This window comes from Rhodococcus sp. IEGM 1370, from assembly GCF_033142325.1.
Classification (GTDB): Bacteria; Actinomycetota; Actinomycetes; order Mycobacteriales; family Mycobacteriaceae; genus Rhodococcoides.
On the sequence record NZ_JAWLRY010000031.1, the window covers coordinates 18,348 to 34,275 of the forward strand.

14 protein-coding genes are annotated in these 15,928 nt (G+C 65.0%); 8 read left to right on the plus strand and 6 right to left on the minus strand.

Annotation, left to right across the window (positions count from 1 at the left end; genetic code table 11):
* Nucleotides 1-304 precede the first annotated feature (304 nt).
* From groL to R4P47_RS23805, 3 genes are all read left to right on the plus strand, one after another.
* Nucleotides 305-1,930, plus strand: coding sequence for a chaperonin GroEL (groL, locus tag R4P47_RS23795; RefSeq protein WP_094641012.1), 1,626 nt, complete (start codon nucleotides 305-307; stop codon nucleotides 1,928-1,930).
* Between the two features lie 154 nt (nucleotides 1,931-2,084).
* A complete protein-coding gene (locus R4P47_RS23800) occupies nucleotides 2,085-2,882 on the plus strand; it encodes an RsiV family protein (protein WP_317785953.1) in 798 nt (265 codons plus the stop codon).
* A 30-nt stretch (nucleotides 2,883-2,912) separates the two neighbouring features.
* Nucleotides 2,913-3,815, plus strand: a complete 903-nt coding sequence (locus R4P47_RS23805) for an alpha/beta hydrolase (protein WP_317785954.1) — start codon at nucleotides 2,913-2,915, stop codon at nucleotides 3,813-3,815.
* On the opposite strand, the gene R4P47_RS23810 is transcribed toward R4P47_RS23805, so the two are convergent.
* The 4 genes from R4P47_RS23810 to R4P47_RS23825 are packed head-to-tail and all read right to left on the minus strand — an operon-like array spanning nucleotide 3,812 to nucleotide 7,040.
* On the minus strand, nucleotides 3,812-4,135 hold the full coding sequence (locus R4P47_RS23810) for a putative quinol monooxygenase (protein WP_068048178.1): 324 nt from the start codon (nucleotides 4,133-4,135) through the stop codon (nucleotides 3,812-3,814). The two genes, R4P47_RS23805 and R4P47_RS23810, sit on opposite strands and share 4 nt — an antisense overlap.
* 46 nt (nucleotides 4,136-4,181) lie before the next feature.
* Nucleotides 4,182-5,207: an NAD(P)-dependent alcohol dehydrogenase gene (locus R4P47_RS23815; RefSeq protein ID WP_094641432.1), complete on the minus strand. Its 1,026-nt coding sequence runs from the start codon at nucleotides 5,205-5,207 to the stop codon at nucleotides 4,182-4,184.
* Nucleotides 5,208-5,212: 5 nt separating this feature from the next.
* The gene (locus tag R4P47_RS23820; RefSeq protein WP_262498440.1) at nucleotides 5,213-5,995 is read right to left on the minus strand and encodes an iron-sulfur cluster assembly protein; all 783 of its coding nucleotides are present in this window, start codon (nucleotides 5,993-5,995) and stop codon (nucleotides 5,213-5,215) included.
* Between the two features lies 1 nt (nucleotide 5,996).
* Complete coding sequence (locus R4P47_RS23825) at nucleotides 5,997-7,040, minus strand: amidohydrolase family protein (RefSeq protein ID WP_317785955.1); 1,044 nt, start codon at nucleotides 7,038-7,040, stop codon at nucleotides 5,997-5,999.
* Nucleotides 7,041-7,193: 153 nt separating this feature from the next.
* Between R4P47_RS23825 and R4P47_RS23830 the strand changes: the two genes are divergently transcribed.
* Both R4P47_RS23830 and ligD read left to right on the plus strand, forming a co-directional pair.
* Nucleotides 7,194-8,654: a helix-turn-helix domain-containing protein gene (locus R4P47_RS23830; protein WP_317785956.1), complete on the plus strand. Its 1,461-nt coding sequence runs from the start codon at nucleotides 7,194-7,196 to the stop codon at nucleotides 8,652-8,654.
* 18 nt (nucleotides 8,655-8,672) lie between these two features.
* Nucleotides 8,673-9,629 (plus strand): non-homologous end-joining DNA ligase, encoded by a 957-nt coding sequence (gene ligD / locus R4P47_RS23835; protein ID WP_317548341.1) that lies wholly within the window; start codon nucleotides 8,673-8,675, stop codon nucleotides 9,627-9,629.
* Nucleotides 9,630-9,735: 106 nt separating this feature from the next.
* On the opposite strand, the gene argG is transcribed toward ligD, so the two are convergent.
* Entirely contained in the window at nucleotides 9,736-11,151 is a 1,416-nt protein-coding gene (gene argG / locus R4P47_RS23840; protein ID WP_068048189.1) for an argininosuccinate synthase, read from the minus strand.
* Between the two features lie 88 nt (nucleotides 11,152-11,239).
* Complete coding sequence (locus R4P47_RS23845; protein WP_068048192.1) at nucleotides 11,240-11,947, minus strand: FadR/GntR family transcriptional regulator; 708 nt, start codon at nucleotides 11,945-11,947, stop codon at nucleotides 11,240-11,242.
* Between the two features lie 99 nt (nucleotides 11,948-12,046).
* On the opposite strand from R4P47_RS23845, the gene R4P47_RS23850 reads away from it, so the two are divergent.
* Genes R4P47_RS23850 through R4P47_RS23860 form a run of 3 tightly spaced genes read left to right on the plus strand, consistent with a single transcriptional unit; the run spans nucleotide 12,047 to nucleotide 15,843 of the window.
* A complete protein-coding gene (locus R4P47_RS23850) occupies nucleotides 12,047-13,486 on the plus strand; it encodes an aspartate ammonia-lyase (RefSeq protein ID WP_317785957.1) in 1,440 nt (479 codons plus the stop codon).
* 4 nt (nucleotides 13,487-13,490) lie between these two features.
* Nucleotides 13,491-14,930 carry an amino acid permease gene (locus R4P47_RS23855; RefSeq protein ID WP_269595087.1) on the plus strand — a complete coding sequence of 480 codons (1,440 nt, stop codon included), beginning with the start codon at nucleotides 13,491-13,493 and terminating at the stop codon, nucleotides 14,928-14,930.
* A complete protein-coding gene (locus tag R4P47_RS23860) occupies nucleotides 14,923-15,843 on the plus strand; it encodes an asparaginase (protein WP_317785958.1) in 921 nt (306 codons plus the stop codon). The genes R4P47_RS23855 and R4P47_RS23860 overlap by 8 nt, the downstream gene beginning before the upstream one ends.
* Nucleotides 15,844-15,928 lie beyond the last annotated feature (85 nt).

The window sequence follows — 15,928 nt, forward strand, 5'->3', positions numbered from 1 at the left end:
AACAACGCGTACGGATGTGAACAGTGCGTGAAGGACCCTCGCGAAGGTGAGCATCCGCTCGCGGCTGTCGCCGCGCGGTGGCGTCGGGCATGGGGGTGGCGGTGGTTCGCCCCTCGGCTTGCATGAATGGTCGACCTTGCACTCGCCATGGTCGAGTGCTAGAAATGCAGTTGGCACTCTCGACACGTGAGTGCCAGGTCGGGACACGGTGAGGCCGGGGAATCAACGACACCCCTGGTCGTCCGTCGCGGGCACCGAGCTCGGCCAGCAATGTGTCACCCCCAATCCGGAGGATCACTTCGCAATGGCCAAGATCATCGCGTTCGACGAAGAGGCACGCCGTGGCCTCGAGCGAGGCCTCAATGCCCTCGCCGACGCAGTAAAGGTGACGTTGGGCCCCAAGGGTCGCAACGTCGTACTCGAGAAGAAGTGGGGAGCTCCCACGATCACCAACGATGGTGTTTCCATCGCCAAGGAGATCGAGCTCGAAGATCCCTACGAGAAGATCGGCGCCGAGCTCGTCAAGGAGGTCGCCAAGAAGACCGACGACGTCGCAGGCGACGGCACCACCACCGCTACCGTTCTCGCTCAGGCACTCGTCCGTGAAGGCCTGCGCAACGTCGCAGCCGGCGCGAACCCGCTCGGCCTCAAGCGCGGCATCGAGAAGGCTGTTGCAGCCGTCACCGAGGCCCTGCTCGCGTCCGCCAAGGAGATCGACACCAAGGAGCAGATCGCTGCTACCGCTGGCATCTCCGCAGGCGACCCGTCCATCGGCGAGCTCATCGCCGAGGCAATGGACAAGGTCGGCAAGGAAGGCGTCATCACGGTCGAGGAGTCCAACACCTTCGGCCTGCAGCTCGAGCTCACCGAGGGCATGCGCTTCGACAAGGGCTACATCTCGGCGTACTTCGCCACCGATGCAGAGCGCCAGGAAGCCGTCCTCGAAGACGCGTACATCCTGCTCGTCAGCTCCAAGATCAGCACCGTCAAGGACCTGCTGCCGCTGCTGGAGAAGGTCATCCAGTCCGGCAAGCCGCTCGTCATCATCGCCGAGGACGTCGAGGGCGAAGCTCTCTCCACCCTCGTGGTGAACAAGATCCGTGGCACCTTCAAGTCCGTTGCCGTCAAGGCTCCCGGATTCGGTGACCGTCGCAAGGCGCAGCTCGCCGACATCGCCATCCTCACCGGTGGCGAGGTCATCAGCGAAGAGGTCGGCCTCTCCCTGGAGACCGCCGGACTCGAGCTGCTCGGTCAGGCACGCAAGGTCGTCATCACCAAGGACGAGACCACCATCGTCGAGGGCTCGGGAGATTCCGACGCCATCGCCGGTCGCGTCAACCAGATCCGCGCCGAGATCGAGAACTCCGATTCCGACTACGACCGCGAGAAGCTGCAGGAGCGCCTGGCCAAGCTGGCCGGTGGCGTTGCAGTCATCAAGGCCGGAGCGGCTACCGAGGTCGAGCTCAAGGAGCGCAAGCACCGCATCGAAGATGCCGTGCGCAACGCGAAGGCAGCCGTCGAAGAAGGCATCGTCGCCGGTGGCGGCGTGGCACTGCTCCAGGCAGCGCCCGCACTCGACAACCTCAAGCTCGACGGTGACGAGGCAACCGGCGTGAACATCGTTCGCGTCGCACTGTCCGCCCCGCTCAAGCAGATCGCATTCAACGCCGGCCTCGAGCCTGGCGTCGTTGCGGACAAGGTCTCCAACCTCCCCGCAGGCCACGGCCTCAACGCCGCGACCAACGAGTACGAGGACCTGCTCGCTGCAGGCATCAACGACCCGGTCAAGGTCACCCGCTCGGCACTGCAGAACGCAGCGTCCATTGCGGCTCTGTTCCTCACCACCGAGGCCGTCGTCGCCGACAAGCCCGAAAAGGCCGGAGCGCCCGCTGGCGATCCGACCGGTGGCATGGGCGGCATGGACTTCTGAGTCCCTTGTTGCACTGAAGAAGCCCGGCACCTTTCGAGGTGCCGGGCTTTTTCGTGCTGCGGGGCTTCGAATCGGGTGCAACCAGCCGCGCTCAGCGCGGTCGGCTGCACCCGATTTGCAGTACTACCCGTCGGGTCTGTGGTTAGGGTCGGTCATGACTCGTATTCGCTCGATGACCGTCGCGTTGGCCGTGACCGTGGTCCTCGCGGGTTGCTCCACCTCGGGAACTGCAACGCCGGAGCTCGCACCTCCCGCTACCGCGGCACCGGCTACGACGATGAGCGTCGAGCCGACAGCCACAGCAGCGCCCGAGCCCACCGCGGAGTCGGACGCCGCCGAGCCCTATGTTCTGGGCAGCATCCGCGTCGCCGGATCCACGGGGAATGCGACGTACGACGTGGCCATTCCGCAGCTCAGTGGTGGGGATCCCGCCGTCACAGCGGAGTTCAACGAGTCGATGCGAGCCGCGCTGCAGGATCAGATCGATCGCGACTACGGATACGAGTTCGCTCTCAGCGACGGCTACTCGACGGGGACGACCCACGTGGGGAGCCGCGTGATCAGTGCCGAACAGATCACCGATTGGATCGCCGTCCCGCCCGGAGCGCATGGCAACTCTCTGATTGCGACCGTGACGATCGACGCGGACACCGCGCAACCGATCTCCCTCGACGATGCGTTCACCGATCTCGACGCAGGTCTGGCTCGGCTCTCCGATCAGGCAGCGAGGATTCTTCCGACCACCCGGGCCGGCGAGAGCTTCGAGCGCTCGGGCATCGAGCCGACCGTGGCCAACTTCGGAAACTGGACGGCGTCACCGGAAGGTATGAACATTCACTTCGGTGACTATCAGGTGGGTTCCTACGGCATCGGCCTCGTCACGATCACCGTTCCATGGACGGATCTGTCCGATGTCCTCGCTCCCGGCATGCAGGATGTGCTGAGCAGCTGACCCTCTGCCCGACAATGCGAACATGGACCCATGATGATTCGCGCAGGGGCGCTGGACGTGGCCTACGACCGCCTCGGTGATCCGTCCGGTCGTTCGGTGTTGCTGCTGCACGGGTTTCCCTACGACCCGCGCAGCTACGACGACGTCGCGAGGCTGCTCGCAGAGTCCGGTTACGACGTGGTGGTGCCCTACCTGCGCGGTTTCGGTCCTACCCGGTTCGTCGACGCGGCCACGATGCGCTCCGGTGAGCAGGCTGCGATCGGACATGATCTCCGTGAGCTGATCCTCGCCCTGGAGCTGAACGAGCCCATCGTCGCCGGTTACGACTGGGGTGGGCGAGCGGCCTGCGTCGTTGCCGCGATGTGGCCGGAGCTGGTGTCGGGCTTGGTGAGCGTCTCCGGCTATCTGATCCAGGACATCGCCGCGGCGGTGTCGACGCCGGTGGCCCCGCACCTGGAGAAGCGGTTCTGGTACCAGTACTACCTGCACTCCGAGCGGGGTCGGGCCGGGCTCGCGGAGTACCGCGCAGAGATCGCACAGACACTGTGGACGGACTGGTCGCCCACCTGGCGGTTCGGGGACTCCGAATTCGCGGCCACCGCACCGTCGTTCGACAACCCCGACTTCGTCGACGTCTCCGTGCATTCCTACCGGCACCGCTACGGCATCGAGGTGGGGGACGCGGCCTACGCAGCGACCCAGGAGTTGCTGACCGAGCAACCGAGGATCACGGTGCCCACGGTCGTGATCGTTCCGACCGAGGACACCGTCGCCTCGTTGTACGGCCGCCCGGACCACGCGGCGCACTTCGACGATCTGATCGACGTTCGTCAGGTCGATTGTGGCCACAACCCGCCTCAGGAACTACCTGGGCAGTTCGCCGACGCCATCGTGACGCTGGGTCAGGTGGTCCGGGACCGCAGCTCGAACTAGTCGACCGCGAGCTCGCCCAGTTCGTTCCAGTCGGTGCCGTCCACTTCCTGGCTGATGATCTTCGGCGTCTCCTGCAGGTACGGCGGGAGATCCTTCTGTGCCTGCTTGAAGTGATCCGAATTCACGTGCGTCGCACCGGCATCGGGGTCCTTGAAGGCCTCCACCAGGACGTACTCGGTGGGGTCGTCCAGGGTGCGCGACCAGAAGTACCAGAGGCACCCTTCCTCGGCCTGGCAGGCTTCGGTGAAGTCGCGTGAGATCTCGGGCCAGTTGTCGGCGTGCTCGGGCTTGATCTTGAACTTGGCGGTGATGAAGATCAACGGTGCTCCTCGTGGTCGAAGTGATGGTTCTTGCTACTACCCGTTTTCACGGTACGAGAATCGCGCGTCCGCGAACACGTCCGTTGTCGAGGTCGTCGATGGCGCTCTGGAAGTCGTCCAACGCATAGGTCTGCGTATGCAGGTTCACCGCGCCTCGCGCGGCGAGCGACATCAGATCGCACAGGTCGTTGTACGACCCGACGAGGTTGCCGACGATGTTCTTCTCCTCGGAGATCAGGTCGATCGTCGGTACATCGATGTTCTCGCCGTATCCGACGACGTGGTAGTCGCCGGCCCGTCTGGTCATCGCCAATCCTTCTGCGGTGGAACCACCTTCGCCGACGAAGTCGAGCACCACCTCGGCACCGAACCCGCCGGTGAGCTCCATGATCTGGTCCACCTGACTGCCGTCGGCGACCACCGCGTGGTCGGCACCCAAGGTGAGAGCAAGTTTCACGGCGTCGGCGTTGCGGTCGATGACGATCAGTTCAGCGGGGGAGAGCGCCTCGAGAACCTGGATGCCGATGTGGCCGAGGCCGCCTGCACCGATGACGACACACTTGTCGCGTGGTGTCAGCCGTCGGGCCGCCTTTGCCGCCGCGTGATAGGCGGTCAGGCCGGCGTCGGCGAGTGCGGCCACCGCGGACGGCTCGAGCGAGTCGTCGATCTTCACCACTGTCCTGGCGTTGGTCCGCAGGTAATCCGCGTACCCACCGTTGGTGTCGATTCCCGGGAAATCGCTTGTCTCGCAGTGCACGTCGTCGCCGGATCGGCAGGCGCGGCACAGTCCACACGTGACCAGCGGATGCAGAATCACCTTGTCGCCCTCGGTGACGTTGGTGACGGCCGATCCCACCGCATGCACCCAGCCAGCGTTCTCGTGGCCGATCGTGTACGGCAATGTGACACCCGACTTTTCGGCCCACTGGCCTTCGAGAATGTGCAGATCGGTGCGGCACACGCCTGCTCCGCCGATCTTCACGATTACGTCCAGGGGACCCTGCACTTCGGGAATCGGGACCTCGGTCATCTCCAGCTTCCGGTGGTAGCCGACAACCTGGACGGCGCGCATCGTGCTCATCGTGAATGCTCCTGTGTAGTGCGTTGTGGGACAGCGACAGTGGTCAGGGGAATGAATGCGCCCTCTGCGCGTGGGACTTGCTGTTCCTCGGCACCGGGGTAGCGGGTCTGCAGCAGTCCGCGGCAGAAGTGCGCGTTGCCGTCGATCGACACGCGGGTGGCGCGGGCTCGCCGCATCACCATCGTCAGGTCCCCGGTGTGCGGGCGGCCGGCGTGATCGACCAGCGCCGAGGCGGCCGGATCCGTGCGAAGTCCGAGTGCCTCACGGCGGCGGAGCAATGCGTTCGACGTTCGGTCGTCCGCAAGATCCCCGAGCACGACCGTCGACAGATCGTTCTCGGTCGCATCGGGATTCGCCCGCAACCATGCTTTGAGCGAGCGTTCCATCGCAGCTACGTACGCCTTGCGGCGGAACGTCGCTCGTAGCTCGTCGAGGTTCTCCTCGGCTTCGTGTCCGAAAGTGCCGCGGTAGCCGGCGTCGGCGGCAAGGCCGGCGTTGATCTTGTCCGAGTCGTGGTGATCGTCGAGCTCGACCAGCACTCGCTCGGTCCATGGCAACGCCGTCAGCACGTCCTTGGAGTCTCCCGCCATCAGATACGCGAAGTTCGGTGAACAGAACGACGTCGGCAGCCGGAGATGAACATGCACGACGCCGTCGTCGACCTCGAGGGATCGGACGAACCCGAGATCGGTGATGGGCTCGTCCAATTCGGGATCGAGGACGAGTCCGAGAGCGGCGAACGCCTCGTCGTGCCTCGACAGGGTTGCAACTACCGACACATCACACCCCCGCGAGGTCGGCGCGTTCGGGTTGACGCGGTCCGGTCTCGGTTTCGTCGGCGTCGGGCAGCTGCAGCTCGGTGGGCACCGGGATGTCGTACATCTTCGCGGCGTTGAGCCCGAGCACCTTCTTCTTCTGCTCGATCGTGATGGGCGCGTATTCGTCGAGGGACTCGTGGATCTGGAAATCGACGAATCCTTCGACCAACCACTTGGGCGTCCACAGCGCGTAATCGGAGGAGAAGAAGATGCGGTCCTCGCCCAGCCAGTACAGCAGCTCGCCCATGATCTGCCCGAAATACTTCGGACGCGTGTGCATGAACGGAATGGCCACGGCCAGTCCGGCATACACGTTCGGTTCCTGGGTGGCGATCCAGCAGAAGTCCTCGAGCCGCGGCAGTCCGCAGTGCTCGACGACGAAGTTCAGGTCCGTGAAATCGGTGGCCACGTGGTCGACGTCCGCGACGTCGAACGCATCTCTGTCGAGCGGGCGGATGGTCGGGCCCTTGTGTACGTGGATGTTCTTGATGCCGACCTCGCGGCACACTTCGAGGTAGCGCCGCGTCCAGTCGTCGTCGAGCTTGTAGCCGCGGGAATCGCCGTTCCACTCGGCTGTGTAGAGCTTGACGCCTTTCAGCCCGAATCGTTCTGCGTCCGCGCGTAGCTGGTCGAGGCCACGCTCGCCGTTGCGAGGATCGAAGTGGTGGTTGTAGGTCAGCTTGTCCGGGTTGGCCGCAGCCAGTGCCGATGCTTCGTCGGTCTGCCCGAAACCTCGGTGATAGAACTCGCCGAGGTGGGCCGGCTGGAAGATGGCGTGATCGACGTAGCCGATCTCGAACAGGTCGTGCATCAGCCGCTCACCGCCCTGGTAGAGGTACTCCTCGTAGCTCCACAGCTCGGATTCGGGGGACAGGTTGCGGTGGTAGTCGTAGAAGCAGTCGATGAACTGCCTGCCGTGGATGTTGCGCTGGTTCTCCGCGCGCGCATCCCACAGGGCGATGTGGGCGTCGACGATGAAGTAGTTCTCGCCGTTTTTCGTGTACATGCGGTGGGCCTCCCGAATTGCAGTGCGTGACGTGGGTCACGTTGATCTGTGCACGACGGTAGGGCTGTGGGGCCGCCTCGGGGGCCCCTCGACGTCTCAATTCGAGACGATCGGCGGGGTGAGATTGCGACATGCGAATGTAACGTGGGTCACATGGCTGAACCGGAGGGTCTCGTGCGAGCCCGACTCCACTCCGAGCCCCTCGCTGCCGTCTCCCACCGCCTTCTGGCGTCGTGGCATCGCAGCCAGCGGTACGGGGTCTCGCTCGACGAGGTTGCTCCCGTCTTCTCCGGAACGTACGACGGCGAATCCCTGTTCTATCGCTGCGGCCGGGAGGTGCTCGACGGTCTGCGCGACACGCTGGCGAACGAGCCGGTATCGATGATGCTGACCGACGCCGACGGTCTCGTACTGGATCGCGTCAGCGCGGACCGCGAGTTGCTGGCCGCGCTCGATCGCGTGCACCTGGCACCCGGGTTCTCCTACGCCGAGGATCAGACCGGCACCAACGGACTCGCACTCGCGCTGGCGGATCGGGTACCTGCGGTGGTGAAGGCGGACGAACACTACTCGCTCTCGTTGGCCGGGTACACGTGTGCGGCCGCTCCCGTTCTCGATCCACTGACCGGCCGGGTGGAGGGGTGTGTGAATCTCACGACGTGGTCGCAGTCGTCCTCGGATCTGCTTCTGGCCCTTGCCCAATCGGCGGCCGGAAACACCTCGGCGATGATGCTCGCACGGTCGCAGGGCCAGCAGCCCAGGCCCGCACCGCGCGGTGAGGTCTTCCGGGTCGAGACCGCGCACAGCGGAACAGGATCCGGCATCGTCGACGACCTCTCGCCGGCCTGGCGCAGTGCACTCGGTTCGGCGACATCGGCGCTGGCCGATCACGGTTCGGTACTGATGGTCGGCGAGGCGGGATCGGGACGAGCTACCGTCCTGGCCCGAGCGCTGCGGACATCTCGGCCCCGCGGCCGCATCCTCAGCGCCGGTGCGCCCGCTGCCCGTGACGTCGAGGCCTGGCTCGACCTGTGGACCCCTGAATTGCCGAAACCCGATACCGCCGTGGTCATCCGCGATGTCGACAGGCTGCCCGCCCGTGCGGCAGACACGTTGGCGGAACTGCTTCGTCGTGCAGGGGCAGGTGTGCCGGTGACCGTCACGGCATCGAACTACGACGACGTTCCGCATGCACTCGCCGGATTGCTGCGCACAGTCGTCGAATTGCCTTCCCTGCGACATCGGCCCGACGACATCGCGCCGCTCGCCCTGCACCTCGCGGGCCGGGTACGCGGCCGGGCCGTCAGGCTGACCACCGCCGCCGAGCGGGCGCTGCGGGAGTACGCCTGGCCGGGAAACGTCGCGGAACTGGCGACGGTCATGCATCGGGCCGCGATCCGCGCAGACGTCATCGGCATCGAACACCTGCCGCCGGAGGTGCTGTCGCACACCACCCATCGACTCACCCGCATCGAGACATTCGAGCGGGACGAGATGATTCGCGTGCTCTCGCAGCCCGGCATCACGATGAACGACGCGGCCGAGGAACTCGGCATGAGCCGAGCGACCATCTACCGCAAGCGAGACCGATACGGCATCACGCTGCGTTCGTGATCGCCTACGCTCGATCTCATGGCCAGTAGCTCACCGTCGATCGAGTTACCGGTCGGCGACCGCATCGTACGAATCTCCAACCCCGATCGGGTGTATTTCCCCGACAGCGGTGCCACCAAGCTGGATCTGGTGAACTACTACCTGAGCGTGGGCGACGGCATCGTGCGGGCACTGAGGGAGCGGCCCTGCATGATGCACCGCTTCCCCAAGGGTCTCGCCGGAGACAAGGTGCACCAGAAGCGCGTACCCAACGGAGCGCCGCCGTGGCTCGAGACGGTGCAGGTTACCTTCCCCCGCTACAACCGCACTGCCGACGAATTGTGCGTGACGGAGTTGGCGCACGTGGCCTGGGCGGTGCAGATGTCGACCGTCGAGTTCCATCCGTGGAACAGCCGCCGCGCCGACGTGGAGATGCCCGACGAGTGGCGCATCGACCTCGACCCGATGCCCGACTGCCCCTTCGACCGAGTGCGACGCGTCGCCGGGGTCGTTCAGGAGGTGTTGGAAGACCTCGGAGCCGTCGGCTGGCCCAAGACCTCCGGCGGTCATGGACTGCACATCTACGTGCGCATCGACCCGGCCTACGGATTCAAGGATTTACGAAGGGCTGCGCTGGCTTTCGCGCGTGAGGTCGAGCGTCGCGCACCCGAGGACGTGACCACGACGTGGTGGCGCAAGGACCGCGACCCGTCGAAATTGTTCGTCGACTACAACCAGAATGCCCGCGATCACACCATCGCCAGCGCGTATTCGGTGCGCGGAAATCAACAGGCGACGGTCTCGACGCCGATCTCCTGGGACGAGGTCGCGAGCGTAGACCCGCGCGAGTTCACGATGTTCACGGTGCCGGCCAGATTCGCCGAGTTGGGTGACCTGCACGCCGGCATCGACGACGCAGTGTTCGCCATCGACGAGTTACTCGAATGGGCGGAGCGGGACGAGCATCAGGGCTTGGTCGAGCCTGCAGAAGACTGACCCCGCCGAACTCGCAGTTATGTACGGAAATCGGCGGAAATCCGTGCATAACTGCGAGTTCGGGCAGGAGTGGAGCCTGCGGAACGACCCAGTTGCGCAAGCAGTTCTAGTCGGTACCGGACTCGATGGCGGCGTGGTCGAGTGCCGAGGAGTCGACGGAGCTGTCGGGGCCGCTTGCTGCGATGGCGTCGGCTCCGCCTGCGGGCAGTTCGCCGATCAGGTCGCCCCAAGCGGTGAGTTGATTCTGCGCGGCGTATTGCTCGAGTTTGCTGCGTGAATCGGCGATGTCGAGGTTGCGCATGGTGAGCTGGCCGATGCGGTCGCCGGGGAAGAATGCCTGGCCCTGGCTGCGTTCCATCGACAGCTTCTCGGGGTGGTAGCTGAAGTTGCTGCCCTGGGTGTCGACGATGGTGAAGTCCTGGCCGCGGCGCAGTCGCAGTGTCACGCTGCCGCTGACGACGTTGCCGACCCACCGCTGCAGGCCCTCACGGAGCATCAGCGCCTGCGGATCGAACCAGCGTCCCTCGTACAGCAGGCGTCCGAGTCGACGGCCCTCGTTGTGGTACGACGCGACGGTGTCCTCGTTGTGGACGGCGTTGACGAGTCGCTCGTAGGTGATGTGCAGCAGCGCCATGCCGGGGGCCTCGTAGATGCCGCGACTCTTGGCTTCGATGATGCGGTTCTCGATCTGGTCGCTCATGCCGAGACCATGGCGACCGCCGATGGAGTTGGCCTCCATGACGAGGTCGACAGCGCTGTCGAAGGTCTTGCCGTTGATGCGGACCGGGCGGCCGCGCTCGAACTCGACGGTGACCTCTTCGGCAGCGATCTCCACCTCGGGGTCCCAGAACTTCACGCCCATGATGGGGTTGACGATCTCGAGCGAGGTGTCGAGGTATTCGAGGCTCTTGGCCTCGTGGGTGGCGCCCCAGATGTTGGCGTCGGTGGAGTACGCCTTCTCGGCGGAGTCGCGGTAGGGGAGCGTGCGCTGGCTGAGCCACTGCGACATCTCGTGCCGGCCGCCGAGCTCGGCGACGAATGCCTCGTCGAGCCAGGGCTTGTAGATCCGCAGCTGCGGATTGGCGAGCAGGCCGTAGCGGTAGAACCGCTCGATGTCGTTGCCCTTGTACGTCGATCCGTCGCCCCAGATCGAGACGCCGTCTTCCTGCATGGCGCGGACCAGCATCGTGCCGGTGACCGCGCGGCCGAGCGGGGTGGTGTTGAAGTACGTCTGCAGCGAAGAACGAATATGGAATGCGCCGCAGGTCAGTGCAGCCAGACCCTCTTCGACGAGAGGCTCGCGGCAGTCGATGAGCCGCGCCTGCTCGGCCCCGTAGGCCAGGCCGCGCTCGGGGACATCGGACAGATCCGGTTCGTCGTACTGACCGATGTCGGCGGTGTAGGCGTACGGCACTGCGCCGTGCTCGCGCATCCATGCCACGGCCACCGAGGTGTCGAGACCGCCGGAGAATGCAATGCCGATTCGTTCACCGACCGGGAGAGAGTTCAATACCTTCGTCACGGCAGCAGCCTAGTAGGGGTCGTTCCGCAGGCTCCACTCCCGGCCTAGTAGGGGTCGTTCCGCAGGCTCCACTCCCGGCCTAGTCGTACTACTGATCCGGCCGATCGGCGAGCGACTCCACTGCACCCCGGACCGCATCGAGATGCACGGTCATGGCGCGGGCTGCCGCGTCGTATTCGCCGGATCTGATGCCGTCGACGATCGCGTCGTGTTCGACGTTGGATTGCTGCTGCCGATGTGCGACGAGGTTGAGGGTCTCCGACTGCCGCGTCAACGCATCCCGAATATCGACGATGATCGCCTCGAACACACGGTTCTTGCTCGCTCGCGCGATCGCCGTGTGGAACTGCGCGTCCAGCAGCACCCAGGCCTCGTGGTCGTCCTCGGAGCGCATCTCGTCGGCCAGACCGGCGAGCACCGTCAACTCCTCGTCGGTGCGACGCTCCGCGGCCCAGCCGGCAGCGGGAATCTCCACGTGAGGGCGGGCCTCCATGAGCTCGCGGGCCGCGTAGTTGCCGATGTCGAGGTCGTTTCCGACGCGGTCGCGAACGACGAAAGTGCCCAGGCCCGTTTTGGTTTCGGTCAGGCCGAGGGCATGGCAGGAACGCAGCGCCTCACGGATGACCGAGCGACTGACGCTGTGCCGGGTGGCGAGCGCGGCCTCGGAAGGCAACTTCTGCCCGACGGGGAGATCGCCCGACGCGATCGCCGAGCGGAGGTCGGCGAACACCGCCTCGGCTGCGCTCATTCGGGCATTCGTGGGCGCACTGACTGCCCAGCTGTCCGACAGGTTCATGACGCAATCCTAGCTTGGGGTTGACCGATGAGGTGTTCTGCGCCACACTCTACCTGTCAGACAGCCGGACAGCTGGACACCCCATCAAGGAGCGCAACCGTGGCCGATACCCGCATCGAGAAGGATCTTCTCGGCGAACGCGACATCCCGACGACTGCGTACTGGGGGATCCACACCCTGCGCGCTCTCGAGAACTTCCCCATCACCGGGCGTCCGATCTCCACCAACGCGCACCTCGTTCGCGGACTCGCAGCGGTGAAGTGGGCAGCTGCGTCGGCCAATCAGGATCTCGGAATTCTCGACGCCGCCCGCGGGGAAGCAATCCGCACGGCGTGCCAGGAGATTCTCGACGGCCAGTGGCACGAGGAGTTCGTCGTCGACGTCATCCAGGGTGGTGCGGGCACCTCGACCAACATGAACGCCAACGAGGTCATCGCCAACCGTGCGCTGGAAATCCTCGGGCACGCCCACGGCGAGTACAGCATGCTGCACCCCAACGAGCACGTGAACGCGTCGCAGTCCACCAACGACGTGTACCCGACGTCGGTGAACATCGCGACCATCTTCGCGGTGCACGAGCTCATCGCCTCGATGAAGGTGCTGCGAGATTCGTTCGGCCGCAAAGCAAGCGAGTTCGCCACCGTCGTCAAGATGGGCCGCACACAGCTGCAGGACGCGGTGCCGATGACTCTCGGTCAGGAGTTCGGCACCTACGCGATCATGATGGACGAGGACTGCTCGCGGCTCGAGGAAGCAGCACTGCTGGTGCACGAGATCAACCTCGGAGCCACCGCCATCGGCACCGGACTCAACGCTCCTGCCGGATACACCGAATCGGCCGTCGCGCATCTGCGGACCATCACCGGTCTGCGGCTGGTGACGGCAACGGACCTGATCGAGGCAACGCAGGACGTCGGCCAGTTCGTCCACCTGTCCGGTGTGCTCAAGCGGGTTGCGGTGAAACTGTCGAAGATCTGCAACGATCTGCGGCTGCTGTCGTCCGGTCCGCGGGCAGGCTTCAACGAGATCAATCTGCCTCCGATGCAGGCGGGTTCGTCGATCATGCCCGGCAAGGTCAACCCCGTCATCCCCGAGGTGCTAAATCAGGTCGCCTACGAGGTGATCGGGCACGACGTCACGATCACGATGGCGGCCGAGGCAGGACAGTTGCAGCTCAACGCATTCGAGCCGATCATCGTCAAGTCCCTGTCCGACGGTATGGCGCATCTGAGTGCCGCGTGCCGCACCGTCGCGCATCGCTGCGTGGACGGCATCACCGCCAACGTCGATCTGCTGCGTGAGCGCGTCGAGAACTCCATCGGCCTGATCACCGCGCTGAGCCCGTATCTCGGATACGTCGAATCGACTGCGATTGCCCAGGAAGCGTTGGTCAGTGGGCGCAATGTGGTCGACCTCGTACTCGAGAAGGGGCTGCTGGCCCGGGACGAGCTCGATCGGCTCCTGAGTCCCGAGCACCTCGCCAACCTTCGAGTGGCACCGGTCGAGCATGCAGATGCTCCCGAGACGTCGACGAGGTGACGCGATGAGCACCGAGAACAGGAGTGTCGATACCCGCAAGGCCTTCACCGAGGAAGACCCCGGTTATCGAAAAGAGCTGGCACCACGTCAGATTCAGATGATCGCCATCGGCGGTGCCATCGGGACCGGGCTGTTCATGGGAGCCGGTGGCCGCCTCCGCGACGCAGGTCCGGCGCTGGTACTGGTGTATGCGCTGTGCGGATTCTTCGCCTTCCTGATCCTGCGCGCTCTGGGCGAACTGGTGATGCACCGGCCGACCTCGGGCTCGTTCGTCTCGTACTCGCGCGAATTCTTCGGCGAGAAGGTCGCTTTCGCGGCCGGCTGGCTGTACTGGATGAACTGGGCGATGACGGCGGTCGTCGACGTGACGGCCGTGGCGTTGTACATGAACTTCTTCAAGAAGTACTGGGCCCCGCTCGGCGACATCGACCAGTGGGTGTTCGCACTCGGGGGCCTGCTGCTCGTTCTCGGTCTGAACCTGGTGTCGGTGAAGGTGTTCGGTGAGCTCGAGTTCTGGTTCGCGCTCATCAAAGTAGTTGCACTGGTGACGTTCCTGTTGATCGGTACCTACTTCGTCATCTTCGGAACGCCCATCGACGGTCAGGAGCCGGGGTTGAGTGTGCTGACCGACAACGGCGGACTGATCCCCAACGGGCTGCTGCCTGCAATCGTGGTGATCCAGGGCGTGGTGTTCGCGTACGCCTCGATCGAGCTGGTCGGCACCGCTGCCGGGGAGACGCAGAACCCCGAGAAGGTCATTCCCAAGGCGATCAACACCGTCATCATCCGTATCGTCGTGTTCTACGTAGGCTCGGTGCTGCTGCTCTCGTTGTTGTTGCCGTACACCAGTTATCAGGCCGGTGAGAGTCCGTTCGTGACGTTCTTCGGAGCCATCGACGTCGAGGGTGCCGACGCGATCATGAACCTCGTGGTCCTCACTGCGGCACTGTCCTCGCTCAACGCCGGCCTCTACTCCACCGGACGCATCCTGCATTCGATGGCGATCGCCGGTTCGGCTCCCGCATTCGCTGCGCGGATGAACAAATCGGGTGTGCCGTACGGCGGAATTGCACTGACGTCGGTGGTGACGCTGCTCGGCGTCGTGCTCAACGCAGTGGTCCCGGCGCAGGCATTCGAGATCGTCCTCAACCTCGCCGCTCTCGGCATCATCAGCGCCTGGGCCGTCATCGTGGCGTGTCAGCTGAAGTTCTGGTCGCTGTCCAAGACCGGTGCGGTCACTCGACCTGCGTTCCGATTGTTCGGTGCCCCGTACACCGGATACGCAACGCTAGGCTTCTTGGCGTGTGTACTCGTGCTGATGGCCTTCGACAAACCGGTCGGTACCTGGACGGTGGCGTCGATCCTGCTCATCGCGCCGATGCTCGTCGGTGGTTGGTTCCTGTGCCGCAAACGAATTCGAGAGGTGGCGGCGCGCAGTGACTGAGGAGTGGAGCCTGCAGGAACGACCCGACAGAACTGACCATGTCGCATTGTTGACTACCGGCGGCACCATCGCCAGTAGTCGCGACGAGCACGGGGTTTCTCGTCCGGTCGCCGGTGTCGGGGTGGATGTCGACGGCGTCGCGGTGCGCGAGGTGATGTCGAAGGACAGCTCGGCCTTGGACTTCGCGGATCTCGACACCATCCGGACGGCGGTGGCGGACGCGCTCGCCGAGGACGGATGCGTCGGAGTGGTGGTGCTGCACGGGACGGACACCATGGAGGAGTCGGCGTTGTACGTCGATCTGTTCCACGACGACGAGCGTCCGGTGGTGTTCACCGGCGCGCAGCGCACTGCCGATCATGTCGATCCGGACGGCCCCGGCAACATTGCCGCGGCAGTGGCAGCAGCGCAGTCCGAGCGTGGTGTGCTGATCGCCTTCGGTGGGCGCTTGCTGCCGGCGCGGGGTGCGATCAAGAAACACACGACCCAGCTCGACGCGTTCCGTTCCGCCGCATTGCCGCGACCGAAACCGTTTCCGTGGAAGCCCATTGCCGGGATCCGCGTGGACATCGTCGCGCTGTATCCCGGTGCCGACGGTCTGCAGATCGATGCGTGCCGCCGGGCGGGGGCGTCGGGCATCGTGCTTCAGGCTCTCGGCTCGGGCAACACCAACGCCGGCGTGGTGCATGCGGTGAAAGAAGCAGTGGCTGCTGGGGTGCACGTGGTCGTCACGACGCGGGTGCCGTTCGGTGAGACCTCGCCGACGTACGGCGGCGGCGGGGGTGGACACGATCTGGTCGATGCGGGTGCGGTGTTCTCCCGGGAACTGCGGGCGGGGCAGGCGCGGATCCAGTTGGCGGCGCTGATTGCGTCGGACGCCACTGACGTGGTTGTCCACAATTCCTTCTCGTAGGCGGGAAACGGGCTGTTTCGATTTCGAGGTGGCCGTCGTTGGGCTGGGTGTGCGCGTAGGAACTATCGGGGTCGCGGGCGTGCCC

Excerpts from the sequence above, each read along its gene's own strand:
- R4P47_RS23845 (WP_068048192.1), bottom strand. The coding sequence starts at position 11,947 with ATGAACCTGTCGGACAGCTGGGCAGTCAGTGCGCCCACGAATGCCCGA.
- R4P47_RS23855 (WP_269595087.1), top strand. The coding sequence starts at position 13,491 with ATGAGCACCGAGAACAGGAGTGTCGATACCCGCAAGGCCTTCACCGAG.
- R4P47_RS23815 (WP_094641432.1), bottom strand. The coding sequence starts at position 5,207 with ATGCGCGCCGTCCAGGTTGTCGGCTACCACCGGAAGCTGGAGATGACC.
- groL (WP_094641012.1), top strand. The coding sequence starts at position 305 with ATGGCCAAGATCATCGCGTTCGACGAAGAGGCACGCCGTGGCCTCGAG.
- R4P47_RS23805 (WP_317785954.1), top strand. The coding sequence starts at position 2,913 with ATGATGATTCGCGCAGGGGCGCTGGACGTGGCCTACGACCGCCTCGGT.
- R4P47_RS23825 (WP_317785955.1), bottom strand. The coding sequence starts at position 7,040 with ATGTACACGAAAAACGGCGAGAACTACTTCATCGTCGACGCCCACATC.
- ligD (WP_317548341.1), top strand. The coding sequence starts at position 8,673 with ATGGCCAGTAGCTCACCGTCGATCGAGTTACCGGTCGGCGACCGCATC.
- R4P47_RS23800 (WP_317785953.1), top strand. The coding sequence starts at position 2,085 with ATGACTCGTATTCGCTCGATGACCGTCGCGTTGGCCGTGACCGTGGTC.
- R4P47_RS23830 (WP_317785956.1), top strand. The coding sequence starts at position 7,194 with ATGGCTGAACCGGAGGGTCTCGTGCGAGCCCGACTCCACTCCGAGCCC.